The sequence below is a fragment of the Bradyrhizobium sp. 6(2017) genome, assembly GCF_011058295.2.
Lineage (GTDB): Bacteria > Pseudomonadota > Alphaproteobacteria > Rhizobiales > Xanthobacteraceae > Bradyrhizobium > Bradyrhizobium septentrionale.
This window is the reverse complement of the sequence record NZ_CP049289.2, coordinates 696,386-710,403: the sequence shown is the minus strand read 5'-3', so window position 1 is coordinate 710,403 and position 14,018 is coordinate 696,386. Positions and strand designations below refer to the sequence as shown.

The following is a 14,018-nucleotide window of genomic DNA, read 5'->3' as shown; positions in this document are numbered from 1 at the left end:
CCGGCGCAGGCCAACGCCTTCCAGATCCCGGGAGAGCATCATGTCCGATTTCCTGATCGAGCATACGCCATCAGCCTACAAGTACCCGCTGCTGATCAAGCACCTGCTCCACGCTCCGATGACGCAAGCGGCAGACCAGGAGATCGTCTATCGCGACATCAGTCGCTACACCTACCGCGACCTTCAGGAACGGATCGGCCGGCTGGCGGGTGCCCTGACTGCGCAAGGCGTCGTGCGCGGCGACGTTGTCGGCGTGCTGGATTGGGACAGCCCGCGTTATCTGGAGTGCTATTTCGCGATCCCGATGCTGGGCGCGACCTTGCAGACGGTCAACATTCGCCTGTCGCCGGAGCAGGTGCTGTTCACGCTCAACCATGCGCGGCCCAAGCTGCTGCTCGTCAATGTCGAGTTTCTGCCGCTTGTCGAGCAGCTGCGCGACAAGCTGGAATCCGTCGAGAGCATCATCCTGATCTCCGATGACGGCAGCTTCCCCGCCACGGCCGGCAAGGTCGCCGGTCGCTACGAGGAATTGCTGGCAAAGACGTCGCCCGATTTCGCGTTCCAGGATTTCGACGAGAACACGCGTGCCACGATGTTCTATACGACCGGCACGACCGGCGTTCCGAAAGGCGTCTATTTCAGCCATCGTCAGCTCGTCCTGCACACGTTGATCGACCTGGTCGGCTTCGGCTCGCCGGCCCGGCAAGGCCGCTTCCACCGCGAAGACGTCTACATGCCGATCACGCCGATGTTCCACGTCCATGGCTGGGGGCTGCCCTACGCCGCGACCGCCGCCGGCGTGAAGCAGGTGTATCCGGGCCGCTATCAGCCCGACCTGCTGCTCGAGCTCATCAAGACCGAGGGCGTGACCTTCAGCCATTGCGTGCCGACCATTCTCCAGATGCTGCTGTCGGCGCCGAACAGCAACGACGTCGACCTGTCGAAGCTGAAGATGGTGATCGGCGGCTCGGCGCTGTCGAAAGCGCTGGCCAAGGCTGCGATACAGCGCGGCATCGACATTTTCGCCGGCTACGGCATGTCGGAATCCGGCCCGATCCTGACCATCGCGCAACTGCGCGAGGATGAATTGACCGGCAATCCCGACGCGGAGGCCGAGCTGCGGACCAAGACCGGCACGCCCGTGCCGCTCGTCGATCTCCGCGTTGTCGACGACGCGATGAAGGACGTCCCGCACGACGGCAAGACCTCCGGCGAGATCGTGGTCCGCGCGCCCTGGCTGACCATGGGTTACCTCGGCAACCCCTCCGCTTCCGAGAAGCTCTGGGAAGGCGGCTATCTCCACACCGGCGACATCGGCACCATGTCGGCCCATGGCGTGGTCCAGATCACCGACCGCATGAAGGACGTCATCAAGACCGGCGGCGAATGGATTTCGTCGATCGAGCTGGAGGATATCCTGATGCACATGCCCGGCCTCAAGGAGGCGGCGATCATCGGCGTCGCCGACCCGAAATGGGGCGAGCGTCCGCTGGCGATCCTGGTGACGGGTTCCGCCGACAGCGTCGAGAAGAGCGCGGTGCAGGCTCACGTCAAGAGCTATGCCGACAAGGGCGTAATCTCCCGCTTCGCTATTCCGGACCGCATCCTGTTCGTCGACGCGCTCGACAAGACCAGTGTCGGCAAGATCGACAAGAAGGCACTGCGGGCAAAATACGGCGACGGCTGAGGTCGCAGATCGGCCTGACGCAACGCAGCAAAAACACCGATCGCAAGGAGGGAACGATGGCCGAGAAGACGCTCATGGATATGTTTGCCGAGATCGGCAAGCAGTTCAACCTGCCGAAGATCGATTACGACGCGCTGCTGGAGACCCATCGCAAGAACGTCGAGGCGGTGCAGGCATCGGCGCTCGCGCTCTCGCAGGACGGTCGCGCGCTGCTCGCACTGCAGCAGGACATTCTCACCGACGTGACGCGCCAGAGCCGCGAGCTGATCGCCGAATTCAAGCCGCAGGGATCGCCGCAGGAAATTGCGGCCAAGCAAGCTGAGCTGGCGCGGCGCGCCTTCGACGCGGTGGTCAAGAGCACCAAGGACATTGCCGAGCTGGTGCAGAAGTCGGGTGCCGGGGCGTCGGCCATCATCATGAACCGGATCCGTGAAAGCATCGCCGAGGCGCGCGCGGCGATCGAGAGCAGGAAGGCCTGATTTCCGATGTTGCACTTCGGGCCAGCCGACACGGGCGGCTCGACCGGATGGACTCAGCGACAAATCTGGCCGATCTTCGTGCCGGGATGGAAGACAGCAACGCGAGACACGGTCGGCGCCAGCTGACGCACCGGAACTCAGGAGCGGACATCACCATGAAAAAGGAAGACGTTCTCAGGCAGTACACCACCCCGACCGGCGCGCCGGCCTTCGTTCCTGGCCCCCATCGCTTCACCTCGCGCGAATATCTCAACATCACCTATCGCACGGACCGCGAAGCACTGGTGAGGCAGGTGCCGGAGCCACTCGAGGTCGACGAGCCGCTGGTCCGCTTCGAGGTGATGAACATGCCTGACACCACCGGCTACGGCTCCTATGTCGAATGCGGCCAGGCCGCCGTGGTGCGTCACGGTGAGGAGAAGGGCGAGTACATCATCGGGATGTATCTCGACAATCTGCCGGCGATCGCCGCCGGCCGCGAGCTCAGCGCGTTTCCGAAGAAGCTTGGCTCGGCGAAACTGTTCGTCGATTCCGACACGCTGGTCGGCACGCTGGACTACGGCGTGCTGAGCGTGGCGCGTGCCACAATGGGCTACAAGCACAAGCCCTACGATTTGGAAAAGGCGCGGCAGGAAATCTGCGTTCCGACCTACATGCTCAAGATCCTGCCGAGCTACACCAAGCGGCCGCGCATCTGCGAACTGGTGCGCACGCAGATCACCAATATCGAAGTCAAGGGCGCGTGGCGGGGCCCGGCGCGCCTGCAGCTGTTCGAGCACGTGCTCGCCCCGCTGGCCGATTTGCCGGTGCGCGAGATCATATCCGCCACCCACATTCTCACCGATCTCACCCTGTCGCCGGCCGCGGTCATCTACGACTATCTGACCGACACTGCGCCAGCCGCAGTGAGGGAGTAAGGCCATCATGCCCAACGCCCAGCAGGACATCCTCAACCGCTACCGCAAGACCGCGATCATCGGCGCCGGCGTGATCGGCGCGTCCTGGACGGCGGTGTTCCTGGCGCACGGATTGGAGGTCGTCGTCAACGATCCGCGCCCCGACGTGGATGCGTTCGTCCGCGACTACATCCGCAACAATCTGTCGACCTTGGAGGCGCTCGGACTTCCGACCGCGAACCTCGAGGCGAAGCTGCGGTTCGAAGCCGATCTCGAAGCCGCGGTCGCCAGCGCCGACCTGGTGCAGGAGAACGGCCCGGAGCGGATCGAGTTCAAGCAGGATCTGTGGGCGCGCATCAGCAAGGTCGTCGGCGACACGGCCCTGCTGCTGTCTTCGAGCTCGGCCAAGACGGCGACGGAACAGGCGCTGAAGTGCTCGCGGCCGGAGCGATTATTGGTCGGCCATCCCTTCAATCCGCCGCACCTGATCCCGTTGGTCGAGGTCGTGCCCGGCGAGAAAACCAGCGAGGACGCGGTCGCCGACGCCGTCGCCTTCTACGCCGCGCTCGGCAAGGTGCCGCGCGTCGTGCGCAAGGAGATGCCGGGCTTCGTCGCCAACCGCCTGCAGCGCGCGATCTTCCGCGAGTGCTGCTATCTCGTGATCCAGGGCGTCGTGAAGGTGGACGAGCTCGACGACATCGTCACCAGTTCGATCGGCCTGCGCTGGGCCGCCGACGGCCCGTTCCGCTCGTTCCATCTCGGCGGCGGCGCCGGCGGCTTCAGGTCGTTCTTCAAGCAGTTCGGCCCCGGCCTCAACGAGGCCTGGAAGAACATGGCGCCGGTCGATCTGAACGAGGCGGCGCAGGACAAGATCATCGCTCAGGCGGAAGCCTCGTTCGCGGCACGCCCGGCGGAGCAGCTGGAAGGCGAGCGCGACGCCAAGCAGCTCGCGATCATCCGGGCGCTGCGATCGGTCGCGACCGACCAGTAGTGCGCGATGCAATCGCGTCATCCGGGCAAAGCGGGACGCGAACCAGGGAGGAACAAGATGGGACTTTTGTTCGAAGGCCTCAAGGTGATCGATTGCGGCAGCTTCATTGCGGCGCCGGCGGCGGCCACGGTCCTGTCCGACTTCGGCGCTGACGTCATCAAGATCGAACCGCCTGGTTCGGGCGATCCCTACCGCCATCTCACCAAATTGCCGGGCCATCCCCGAAGCGACCAGAACTATGCGTGGATGCTGGGCTCGCGCAACAAGCGCAGCCTCGCCGTCGACATGGCCAAGCCCGAGGGCCGCGTCGTGATCCAGCGCCTCGCCTCGCAGGCTGACGTCTTCATCACCAACTATCCTGCTTCCGCGCGCAAGAAGCTCGGCATCGGCTACGAGGCCTTGGCCGGGCTGAACGACCGGCTGGTCTACGCCTCGTTTTCCGGCTACGGCGACAAGGGCGCCGAGGCGACCAAGCCCGGCTTCGACGTCACCGCATGGTGGGCGCGCTCCGGCCTGATGGATACGGTGCGCGCCTCGTCGCAATCCGTGCCAGTGCGTCCGGCCAACGGCATGGGCGATCATTCCGCGGGATTCACGCTGTTCTCAGGCATCGTGATGGCGCTGTACCAGCGCCAGCTCACCGGCAAGGGGACCGAGGTCAGCTCATCCCTTGTCGCCAACGGACTGTGGGCCAACGGGTATAACGCGCAGGCCGCGCTGTGCGGCGCGACCTTCACCGACCGCCCAGCGCGCGAAGTCGCCTTCAATGCGCTGACGAACTATTACAGGTGCCGCGACGGCCGCTGGCTGATCCTCACCATCCTCAACGAGGAGAAGCAGTGGCCGGACTTCATGAAGTGCCTCGACCGCGAGGACCTGATCGAAGATCCGCGCTTTGCCAAGAAGGTGGACCGCCTGACCCGCTCGAAGGAGCTGATCGCGCTGCTCGACAAGGAGTTCGAGAAGCACGACCGCGCGGAATTCCGCAAGCGCCTGACCGCAGCCGGCATCGTGTTCGACGTGGTGGCGACGCCCGAGGACATTCCGACCGACCAGCAACTGCTCGACAACGACATCCTTGTGCCGTTTGCCGGAAGCGAGACCCGCACCATCGACAGCCCGATCTCGCTGCGCGGCGTGGATAAGGTGCAGCCCCGGATGCCGCCCTCGGTCGGGCAACACACCGACGACGTGCTGAAGGAAGCCGGTTTCGACGCGGCGGCGATCGCACAGATGCGCGCGGCGGGTGCCGTCGGCTGACGGCGATCGACGCCAGGGACGTTTCAGTTTTCAGGAGCGACGCATGAAGATCGAAGAGCTGTTTTCCGTGAAGGGCAAAATCGCGGTGGTGACCGGCGGCAGCCGCGGCCTGGGGGAGATGATCGCCCGCGCCTATGTCGAAAACGGCGCCAAGGTTTATATCACCGCGCGCAAGCCCGACGCCTGCATGGCGCTGGCCGAGGAACTGTCCAAACATGGCGAATGCATCGCCATTCCGGCCGATCTGTCGCGGATGGACGAGATCGAACGGTTCGCCGCCGAACTGCGCAAGCGTGAAAAGAAGCTGGACATCCTCGTCAACAACGCCGGCGCGAGCTGGGGCGCGCAATTCCATGAATTTCCGGAGAACGGCTGGGACAAGGTCATGGACCTCAACGTCAAGTCGGTCTTCTTCCTGACGCAGAAGTTGCTCGATCTGTTGGAAGCGGCAGGCTCCGAGAAGGCCTATTCGCGGGTCATCAATATCGGCTCGATCGAGGGCATCCGCACCACGCATCTCGAAGCCTACTCGTATGCCGCGTCGAAGGCGGGGGTCAATCACCTCACCCGCATCATGGCCAAATTCCTCGCGCCGAAGCACATCGCGGTCAACGCGATCGCGCCCGGCTATTTCCCATCCAAGATGACCGATGCGATCGACGAACACGGCTCCCGTCAGGTCGTTGACGACGCTCCGATGAAGCGCATGGGGGCGCCGGAGGATATGGCGGGAATTGCGCTGTACCTGGCGTCGCGCGCCAGCAGCTTCGTGTGTGGCGCGGTGATCCCGGTCGACGGCGGACTTGCCACGACCGCGTAGGCTTGCCTGACGGAACGGGAAGGGCGGGACGCCAGCGGCGTCCCGCCCTTCCCGTTGTCAGGATTTGTCGTCGTTTGGATTCGCCACCTTGACGATGGCCAGCAGCAGCAGGCCGGAGAGGAGATAGGCCGTCACGATCAGGTAGGTGCTATAGAGCGAACTGCCGGTTTCCGCCGTGATGTAGCCGGTCACCGACGGGGCAACTGCCGGACCGAGATTGCCGAGGCTGCTGATCAGCGCGATGCCTCCCGCGGCGCTGGCCTTGGACAGGTACTCGGTGGTCGTGGTGAAAAACAGCGGCGTCGCGGAGACGAAGCCCAGTCCCGCCAGCGTCAGACCAATCACCGAGGCCAGCAGATTGCCGTGGGAGAAAGTGATAGTCATCAGTCCCAGCGCCGCGACCACGACGCAGGCAACATAGTGCCAGCGCCGCTCGCGCGTCTTGTCGGAGTGGCGCCCCATCAGCACGGTGCCGATGATGCCCGCGATCTGCGGCAGGGTGGCCAGCAGTCCGACCTGGAACAGGTCGGCGACGCCCCAGCTCTTGATGAGCGAGGGGATCCAGAACACCATCGTGTAGCTCGCACCCAGCAGCAGGAAATAAGTGAACGCCAGGCCATAGACCTTCGGATCCCTAATCATCTGCCAGAAGTTAGCGTGAGACGAGGACTCGACGTCCTTGTGATCATGATCGAGCTGGTAGCGGACTTTGGCCTTGTCGTCGGCGGTCAGCCACTTCGCGTCATCGGGTCTATCAGGAAGATAGAAATAGGCGACGAGGCCGAGGATCGAAGCAGGCAATCCTTGCGAGATGAACAGCCACTGCCAGCCATGCCAGCCATCGATATCGTTGAGATACTTCATCGTCGCGCCGGACAGCGGACCGGCGATCACCGAAGCGATCGCCGTCGCGGTCATGAACATCGCGATGATCTGACCGCGGCGGGCCGAGGGATACCAGTAGGTCAGGTAGAGGATGATACCCGGGAAGAAGCCGGCTTCGAGCACGCCGAGCAGGAAGCGCGCGACATAGAATTGCGTGGGTGTTTTCACGAAGGCCATGGCGACCGCGACGATGCCCCATGTGAACATGATGCGAAGCAGGGTCTTGCGGACGCCGATGCGCTCCAGCAGCAGGTTGCTCGGCACCTCGAAAAGGAAGTAGCCGACGAAGAAGATTCCCGCTCCGAAACCGTAGGTCGCATCGCTGAAGGTCAGCGTCTGCTTCATCTGGAGCTGGGCGTAGCCGATGTTGATGCGGTCGAGAAACGCGACGACGTAGCACAACATCAGGAATGGCAGGATGCGCCAGCCGATCTTCGAATAGAGCTGCGCGAGAGCACCGCTCTGCCCCTGGCTGTGAATGCTGTCGACGCTCGTCGTGCCTATGGACATTCGTCACTCCCCTGGTTGGCATTCGCCTGGAGTCTGCGCCCCAGTTGAGAATGGATTTGCCTGGACGTGCGGGTCGACGCCGCTTCCATCGTGTTGCGACGCGGCGGAATTCACATTCTTGTTATTCTAACAGTTGCTTGATTGATTAGCAATCAACGGCTTTAGGCCGGCCGCGCGGCCCGGGGTCACGGCGACACGTCGCGGGCAGCGCGTGACTGCCTTCAGCTCGCTCTCGATCCTAGCACGTCTGACGGCCGCCAGCCGCGAGGCCAGCTCGGCTTGAGCGCGCTGCGCTGCGATGGGCAAAGGCTCGATCAATTCGACCCTTCTGGGCCCCAACCTACCGTTTGAACGGCGGCCCGAAAGGTGTGGCTTCGCCTCCCGCGTTTGCGCCTCAATGCCGTGAGGAGTTTTGGGGCTCAAGTTAACCTGGGAATGAAGATCGTTTGCTACACGATGGGCTCGATCCGGAACCCGACATCGAGTCGCGGCTGATCGTGGCGAGTGCAAAATGATCGAACTTCGCGTTGGAGACAGCCGGGCGTTCTTCGAAGCGCCGTTTCACGCCTATCGCCCCGGCGATGGTTACGTATCTCCGTTACGCGGCGATATCCTGCGCATGCTCGATGCCAAGGCGAACCCGCTCTGGCTGTCGGGCAATCCGTTTCGCTTCTGGACCGCACACCGGCACGGTCGCCCGGTCGGGCGCATCATCGCGCACGTTCATGGCCAATCGAATACGCGAGACGGGACCAATCGAGCCCAGTTCGGATTCTTTGACTGCGCCGACGACGCGGAGGCTGCGGCTGCCTTGCTCGACGCTGCCGCCTCGTTTGCCCGCCAGGCTGGCGAGACGGAACTGGTTGGGAATTTCAACCTGACGGCCATGCAGCAAGCCGGTGTCGTGACCGACGGGTTCGGTGCGCGCGCCTATACGGACATGGTCGTCAATCCGCCGCACGTTCCGGCCTTGCTTGCGGCCAACGGCTTCGAACCGTTCTTTCCGATGACGACCTTCGAACTCGATATCCGGACCGTGGCGCCACAGACGCGCGCGCTCGACCCTTCCGCCGGATTCAGCTTCGCGCCGATCGAACGGCGCAGCTTTCCGGAACGGATGGAGCAGGCGCGTCTGGTGCTCAACGGCGGCTTCGATAAAAATCCCATGTTCGTGCCGCTGACACCGGACGAATTCCAGTTTCAGGCCGGCGAGATGATGTCGATCCTCGATCCCCGTCTGTCTTCGGTGCTGTTGAAGAACGGCCGTCCCGTCGGAACGATCGTGTGCATTCCGGACCTCAACGGCTTGCTTGCCGCCACGCGATCGCGGATCGGTCTGCTGACGCCGTTTCATTATCTGCGCTATCGGTTGCGACGCCGCCGCGCGGTCATCATCTTCTATTCGGTAATCCCCGATCTTCATGGGCAGGGCGTGATGGGCGCGATGCTGGCCCGCACGGTGACGGCCCTGAAGGATGCCGGCTACGAATCGCTTGGCGTCACCTGGATCAGCGACGTAAACGCTGCGAGTCTTCGCCAAATGGAGCGTTTGGGTGCGCGCCCGTTGCAGCGCCTGCACCTGTTTCGCAAGGGATTGTCATGACCCGCGACGATGTGACGGTCTGAACCAGAGCGTTTTCGAGCGAAAGCCTGTCCCGGACTTGATCCGGGATGGCCCCCCGGTTCGCGTGAAGAAAACGCGTCAAAACAAAAGCTAGAGCAGTTTCAGATACTCGATAAGGTCGCGCTTGTCGCCTGTATCGAGCTTCTCTCCGAAGCGATGCCCACTATTGCTCCTGCCTGGCGTCGCCGTGTCTATCAAGGCCGGCATCGAGAAAGGTTTGTAACCGCCGGGATAGTTGCCGGCCCCGTCGAGCTTGAGCCCTACTTGCTCGAAATCAAGCGCATGACCGCCGACATTGAATCGCCGGGGTCGTGTATCCGGAGACAGCAGCGAAGCGAGCGTCGGCACCGAACCATTATGCAGATAGGGCGCTGAGGCCCAGATGCCGGTCAGCGGAGGGGCCGCATAGTTGCCTCCGCGGGCCACCGCGATCTTCGATCCATAGCCGGTCCGGTTGATTGCCGCTGCGAGCGGCTCATCGAATAGTTTGGCGCGCAATCCGTCGGTGCCGACATCGCCGATCCAGTTGGGAAATTCGACGAGGCGCGGGGTCAGGTTCGCATCGTACCGTCCATGGCAAGCAGCGCACTGCGTGGCATAAAGCTGACGACCGTGTTCGGCCCGATCCCTGTCGATGGCGCCGGGGAATGGCTGTGGCCTGTAACTCTTGAGGAAGGCCATCACGTCGACGGCCTCTGCAATATTGCCGAGAGCGGCATCGGGATGGACGCCCATGCTCGGCACGGTAAAGAAAGTCATGATCATCGCAAGCGACTTCAGATGCGGATCGTCGAGCCCGCTTGCCGTCATCGGCATCTGACGCGCCGGGCCGGGCACGGCATAGGCTCCGTCCGCAAGCAGGTTCGTCCGCCATACCCGACTGCCGAGGTCGGGAATCGAAACGACCCCTGCATCGCCGGCGCCATGGCCGGCGAGGGGAACGCCGAGCGCAAATTTGAGCGCGGCAACGCCATTGGTGCTGCCCGACGTGCCGTTCGGAAACGGTAGCGGCTTTTCGATGTCGCCGAGATCGGCAATACGCCGCTCGACCAGTGGCAGCACAAACCAGCGCAGGCTTTGTTTTTCGCCCCAGCCCATATCCGGAAACAAGACGTCGATGGCGGCAATCAGCTGTTCGGGGTGTTTGGTCGCGTTGCGCGTGGCACGGAAGACCGCGAGTGTGTAGGCCTCGAGATCAAGGGAGGTATTGGGCATGCCAAGCCATGTCCGGTGCGGATCAGGCGTTCCGTCCGCTCCGTAGGTGACGCCGGCGTGGCATGCCGCGCAACCGAGATTGGCCACGCGGATTTTTGTCCCGGCGAGCGGAGCCAGATCGCCGTAGGAAAATCCAAGCGGCAATTCACTGGAGCTTTTCAAGACGCCGAGGGGGCGATTGGCGACCTCGGCGCCAGGAAAAAAGCCAAAGCCCGCAAGTGTCGCATCCAGGGTCGATCGCGCCAACGGCGCACTTCTATCGCGCGCCTGGGCGTCGAGCACCAGAGCGGCAGCGACGAGCCGCCAGGGCAACGCATGCGTTTGCAGCGCGTCCAGGCTTATTCCACCGAAGCCTGCGCCCTCAAATGCCGCAGCTCCTCTTGCCTCCGCGGTAGCGGAGGCCGAAACCGAAGGGCGGGAAAGCGATTCGGTCGTCGTACGCGCCGTCGCCCAAAGCAATGAAGCACCTGCCAGCGCGACGGCGATAGCTGCAAGGACAAATGAGCGCCGTCTCATGGCCGCATGGCTCCCGTCATGACGTGCCGAGATCAACGAACGCGTCCGGCTGCTCCCATTGCGGATAATGGCCGCAGCGATCACTCAGCTCAAGCTTGGCTTGGCGCAGTGGCGTCATGACCCGTTCGCGATGACGCGTGGAAAGAACTGTAGAAAGCGCCCATTTTGGAGGACATCCAGCCGGCTGGCGGAGAGAGTGTCAGTCAACCCCCGTTGAAAGATAAGCATTTTCGACTTTCTGGGCCAAAAATCCACCGTTGAACTACGGCCGAAAATGGGTTTTCGCCTCCGGCAAAAGCCTACGCCTCGCTATCCACGCAGTCACCATGTTCACAACGAGGTCTGCGAGGGTGACTCCTGAAGGGCGGCAACATCGGCACCTGGTGCAACAAAGCTTAGATCGTGTTCTTTTGTCCGCCCTTTCAGGGGCACGGTTCCGCTTCGTGAGTTGCGGCCTCATGCGATCTGTCTGCGCAAGCCGAGAAAGTACCTCCGCCGCGCGCTCTTCGATTTTTGCCGGGTTCGCTTGTGCTCAGCCAACGCTCTCCGCCGCGTCGATACCCAGCCGCGCGAGCACACGCGCGTACGTTTCCGCCGGCCGCGTGACATCGAACCACTCAGCTTGCATACCGGCGGCGAGTGCACCAGCGATATTGCGCGGCTGGTCATCGACCATCAGGCAGCGTTCAATTGGCGCACCGAGCGCATCCGCCGCAGCCTGATATGCGCGCCGGTCTGGCTTCAGGATGCCCGTATACGTAGCATCTACGATTGCGTGCATAAGCTTCAAGATAAATAGTTTGGCCCCGAAGCCGGGACCGTTGAACAGGTCAAGCTCGTTCGACAATACGCCGACTTTCCGCCCGGCGTCACGGACGGCGCGCACCGCGGCGAGCGCCTCTGGGCGCGTCGTGGCGTCGATCGGATCGTTCGGCGCAGGGGCCATCATCATGCGCGGGCTGGTCCACTCCTCGCCGACCAGGCGACCGACTTCAGCGGCGCGCCGGTGCCAATATTCCCGCTCGCTAATCCGGTCGGCGAGCATGTCGCGCCATAGCTCGTCGTTGTCGGGATCAAACGGACCGCGCCAGCGCAAGGTGCCGGGTGCGAGGCCGAGCTTGCGCTCGATTTGAGGCTGACGTTCGAAGGTGGTTCGGCAGATGACGCCACCGTAGTCCAGTACAAGCGCGATCGGTACTTCAGGCGAAGTCATTGACACAATCCTGGGCGAGCACGGTTACTGAGCAAGCTCGAATGCCGCTGACGCGGGTTTCTGCTCGTCTGGGCGCGCCTCCTCATCGAGCAGCCGCTGGATCAGCCGCCGCGCCAGCACCAATGCCTGGTCATGCGCGATGTTCATCGGCTGGAAGGGCCGGCCGCTCTGCAGCGCCTTCTGCTGCACTTCGATGATGTCCTTGTCCTCCTTGAAGGCGCGGCTCACGCCGTCGAACACGACGTCGATCGCTTCCGAGGTTTCCGTCTTGAAGTTCGCCGCATGCGTGAACCAGTAATGGGTGCTGGTCGACGTTTCCGGTGTCTGGACCGAGCAGTGCCGGTACTGCATGGCCTCGGGTACCAGCCGCCCCTCATGTGCGCCGGTGCCGGCGGGCGCAGAGCCGGTGTACAAGCGCACAAACGACGGCGCGAACCATTCGTAGATTTGCCAACGATCGGCCGGCCCCTGGAACGTGGCGATGCTGCTTCGGTTTGCCTGGATCTGGTCGTTGTAATAACGGCGCGTGATCTTGAGGCCGCCGTCGATCGGCTCGACCTGCGCACGCGTCGACGCCGTGCTGGGCGTTCCGATCGTCGTGCTGTGGACATAGGTCAGGTGCGAGAAGTCGAGCAAATTGTCGACGATGAGCGTATACGGGGCTTGATAGTGCAAGTAGGAGCGCTTCTTGCGCCATGCCTGATCGGTGTGCCACTCAAAGCGGATGATTCTGCCGGGGTCGGCCTTCGCCGGTTCGCCCATCCAAATCCAGATCAATTCGTCACGCTCGATCACTTGATAGCTGCGCACGCAAGCGCGCTGCGGAATCATTTCCTGTCCCGGGATTTCGGTACATTGGCCCTCCGCGTTGAAGAGCATACCGTGATAAGGGCAGCGCAGGCTGTCACCCTCTCGTCGACCTGCGTGCAACGGCGCGCCACGGTGACAACAGCGATTCTCAAGCGCAACGATCCGGCCATCCGCTGCGCGATAGAAAACGATCGACTCGCCGAGCAACGTTCGCTCAAGGACATTGTCGGCTGAAATCTCGTCTGCCCAACCGGCAACATACCAGCAATTGCGGACGAAGCGGTCGACGTGAGTCTCGATCTGCATCATGGAAGAATCCTCCTTATTAGATGAATTGCTTGCCACCGTCGACGACAAGCGTTTGCCCGGTGACGAACGCGGCCAGGGGCGAAGCGAGGTACAGTGCTGCGCCGACCACGTCGTCGGGCATGGCCGCACGCCGGATCGCGCCACGCTGCGCGCCGTAGTTCGCCGCATCCGGGATCAAGCCAAGACTGGCATCCGTGAGCGTAATTCCCGGCGCGATCGCGTTGACGGTGATGCCGTGGGGGCCGAGCTCGGTGGCGAGTACGCGCGTCAAGGCGATCACGCCGCCCTTACTGGCGACGTAATGTGCCCACAGTTGCGTGCCGCTAAAGACCGTGGCCGACGCGAGGTTGACGATATGCCCGCCTGACTTGAGCATCCATGGCCGCACCGCGCGAGCCATTAGAAAAGGCCCCTTCAGGTTCACCGTCATCACGCGATCCCATTCCGTCGGGTCGAGTTCGTGGAAGCCGGCACGGGTTAACCCGGCGTAAATCGCCGCGTTGTTGACGAGCACGTCGATACGCTCGCGGCCGGACACCGCATGCGCGGCCTCCTGGGCAAATCGCTTGGTGCTTTCCTCCTGCGTCACGTCGAGCGGCAAGCCGACGATGCGCTGCCCGCGATAGCGGTTCGCTAGGCCGTCAGCGACGCCCTCCATCGCATCCGCGGCGATATCCCCGAGCACAAGGTCCGCGCCCGCCGCTGCAAATGCTTCCGCGAACGCCAGCCCAAGCCCACCCGCAGCGCCGGTGATCAGGATCGTACGGCCGTGAAAATCAAGCGCTGGGACGGCGGCATTCATC

12 protein-coding genes are annotated in these 14,018 nt (G+C 63.1%); 7 read left to right on the top strand and 5 right to left on the bottom strand.

The window, feature by feature from the left end:
• The first annotated feature begins 40 nt into the window (after positions 1–40).
• The 6 genes from G6P99_RS03355 (at position 41) to G6P99_RS03330 (ending at position 6,133) form a co-directional block, all read left to right on the top strand.
• Positions 41–1,687: a fatty acid--CoA ligase gene (locus G6P99_RS03355; RefSeq protein ID WP_029080522.1), complete on the top strand. Its 1,647-nt coding sequence runs from the start codon at positions 41–43 to the stop codon at positions 1,685–1,687.
• A gap of 56 nt (positions 1,688–1,743) precedes the next feature.
• Positions 1,744–2,166, top strand: coding sequence for a phasin family protein (locus G6P99_RS03350; RefSeq protein ID WP_029080523.1), 423 nt, complete (start codon positions 1,744–1,746; stop codon positions 2,164–2,166).
• A 155-nt stretch (positions 2,167–2,321) separates the two neighbouring features.
• Positions 2,322–3,083 carry an acetoacetate decarboxylase gene (locus G6P99_RS03345; RefSeq protein ID WP_029080524.1) on the top strand — a complete coding sequence of 254 codons (762 nt, stop codon included), beginning with the start codon at positions 2,322–2,324 and terminating at the stop codon, positions 3,081–3,083.
• A 7-nt stretch (positions 3,084–3,090) separates the two neighbouring features.
• Positions 3,091–4,053: a 3-hydroxyacyl-CoA dehydrogenase NAD-binding domain-containing protein gene (locus tag G6P99_RS03340; protein WP_035976705.1), complete on the top strand. Its 963-nt coding sequence runs from the start codon at positions 3,091–3,093 to the stop codon at positions 4,051–4,053.
• A 57-nt stretch (positions 4,054–4,110) separates the two neighbouring features.
• Positions 4,111–5,313 carry a CaiB/BaiF CoA transferase family protein gene (locus tag G6P99_RS03335; protein WP_029080526.1) on the top strand — a complete coding sequence of 401 codons (1,203 nt, stop codon included), beginning with the start codon at positions 4,111–4,113 and terminating at the stop codon, positions 5,311–5,313.
• 43 nt (positions 5,314–5,356) lie between these two features.
• On the top strand, positions 5,357–6,133 hold the full coding sequence (locus tag G6P99_RS03330) for an SDR family oxidoreductase (RefSeq protein ID WP_029080527.1): 777 nt from the start codon (positions 5,357–5,359) through the stop codon (positions 6,131–6,133).
• Between the two features lie 57 nt (positions 6,134–6,190).
• Here G6P99_RS03330 and G6P99_RS03325 read toward each other — a convergent pair whose 3' ends face one another.
• Positions 6,191–7,528 (bottom strand): MFS transporter, encoded by a 1,338-nt coding sequence (locus G6P99_RS03325; RefSeq protein ID WP_029080528.1) that lies wholly within the window; start codon positions 7,526–7,528, stop codon positions 6,191–6,193.
• Positions 7,529–8,039: 511 nt separating this feature from the next.
• Between G6P99_RS03325 and G6P99_RS03320 the strand changes: the two genes are divergently transcribed.
• Complete coding sequence (locus G6P99_RS03320; RefSeq protein ID WP_029080529.1) at positions 8,040–9,131, top strand: GNAT family N-acetyltransferase; 1,092 nt, start codon at positions 8,040–8,042, stop codon at positions 9,129–9,131.
• 111 nt (positions 9,132–9,242) lie between these two features.
• Here G6P99_RS03320 and G6P99_RS03315 read toward each other — a convergent pair whose 3' ends face one another.
• The 4 genes from G6P99_RS03315 to G6P99_RS03300 all read right to left on the bottom strand — a co-directional run bounded on the left by G6P99_RS03315 (position 9,243) and on the right by G6P99_RS03300 (position 14,017).
• Positions 9,243–10,883: a c-type cytochrome gene (locus G6P99_RS03315; protein WP_165127256.1), complete on the bottom strand. Its 1,641-nt coding sequence runs from the start codon at positions 10,881–10,883 to the stop codon at positions 9,243–9,245.
• 532 nt (positions 10,884–11,415) lie between these two features.
• Positions 11,416–12,096 carry an HAD family hydrolase gene (locus G6P99_RS03310; RefSeq protein WP_029080530.1) on the bottom strand — a complete coding sequence of 227 codons (681 nt, stop codon included), beginning with the start codon at positions 12,094–12,096 and terminating at the stop codon, positions 11,416–11,418.
• 24 nt (positions 12,097–12,120) lie between these two features.
• The gene (locus tag G6P99_RS03305) at positions 12,121–13,215 is read right to left on the bottom strand and encodes an aromatic ring-hydroxylating dioxygenase subunit alpha (protein WP_029080531.1); all 1,095 of its coding nucleotides are present in this window, start codon (positions 13,213–13,215) and stop codon (positions 12,121–12,123) included.
• Between the two features lie 16 nt (positions 13,216–13,231).
• Positions 13,232–14,017 (bottom strand): SDR family NAD(P)-dependent oxidoreductase, encoded by a 786-nt coding sequence (locus G6P99_RS03300; RefSeq protein WP_035976706.1) that lies wholly within the window; start codon positions 14,015–14,017, stop codon positions 13,232–13,234.
• Between the last annotated feature and the right edge of the window lies 1 nt (position 14,018).

Excerpts from the sequence above, each read along its gene's own strand:
- G6P99_RS03355 (WP_029080522.1), top strand. The coding sequence starts at position 41 with ATGTCCGATTTCCTGATCGAGCATACGCCATCAGCCTACAAGTACCCG.
- G6P99_RS03350 (WP_029080523.1), top strand. The coding sequence starts at position 1,744 with ATGGCCGAGAAGACGCTCATGGATATGTTTGCCGAGATCGGCAAGCAG.
- G6P99_RS03345 (WP_029080524.1), top strand. The coding sequence starts at position 2,322 with ATGAAAAAGGAAGACGTTCTCAGGCAGTACACCACCCCGACCGGCGCG.
- G6P99_RS03340 (WP_035976705.1), top strand. The coding sequence starts at position 3,091 with ATGCCCAACGCCCAGCAGGACATCCTCAACCGCTACCGCAAGACCGCG.
- G6P99_RS03335 (WP_029080526.1), top strand. The coding sequence starts at position 4,111 with ATGGGACTTTTGTTCGAAGGCCTCAAGGTGATCGATTGCGGCAGCTTC.
- G6P99_RS03330 (WP_029080527.1), top strand. The coding sequence starts at position 5,357 with ATGAAGATCGAAGAGCTGTTTTCCGTGAAGGGCAAAATCGCGGTGGTG.
- G6P99_RS03325 (WP_029080528.1), bottom strand. The coding sequence starts at position 7,528 with ATGTCCATAGGCACGACGAGCGTCGACAGCATTCACAGCCAGGGGCAG.
- G6P99_RS03320 (WP_029080529.1), top strand. The coding sequence starts at position 8,040 with ATGATCGAACTTCGCGTTGGAGACAGCCGGGCGTTCTTCGAAGCGCCG.
- G6P99_RS03315 (WP_165127256.1), bottom strand. The coding sequence starts at position 10,883 with ATGAGACGGCGCTCATTTGTCCTTGCAGCTATCGCCGTCGCGCTGGCA.
- G6P99_RS03310 (WP_029080530.1), bottom strand. The coding sequence starts at position 12,096 with ATGACTTCGCCTGAAGTACCGATCGCGCTTGTACTGGACTACGGTGGC.
- G6P99_RS03305 (WP_029080531.1), bottom strand. The coding sequence starts at position 13,215 with ATGATGCAGATCGAGACTCACGTCGACCGCTTCGTCCGCAATTGCTGG.
- G6P99_RS03300 (WP_035976706.1), bottom strand. The coding sequence starts at position 14,017 with ATGAATGCCGCCGTCCCAGCGCTTGATTTTCACGGCCGTACGATCCTG.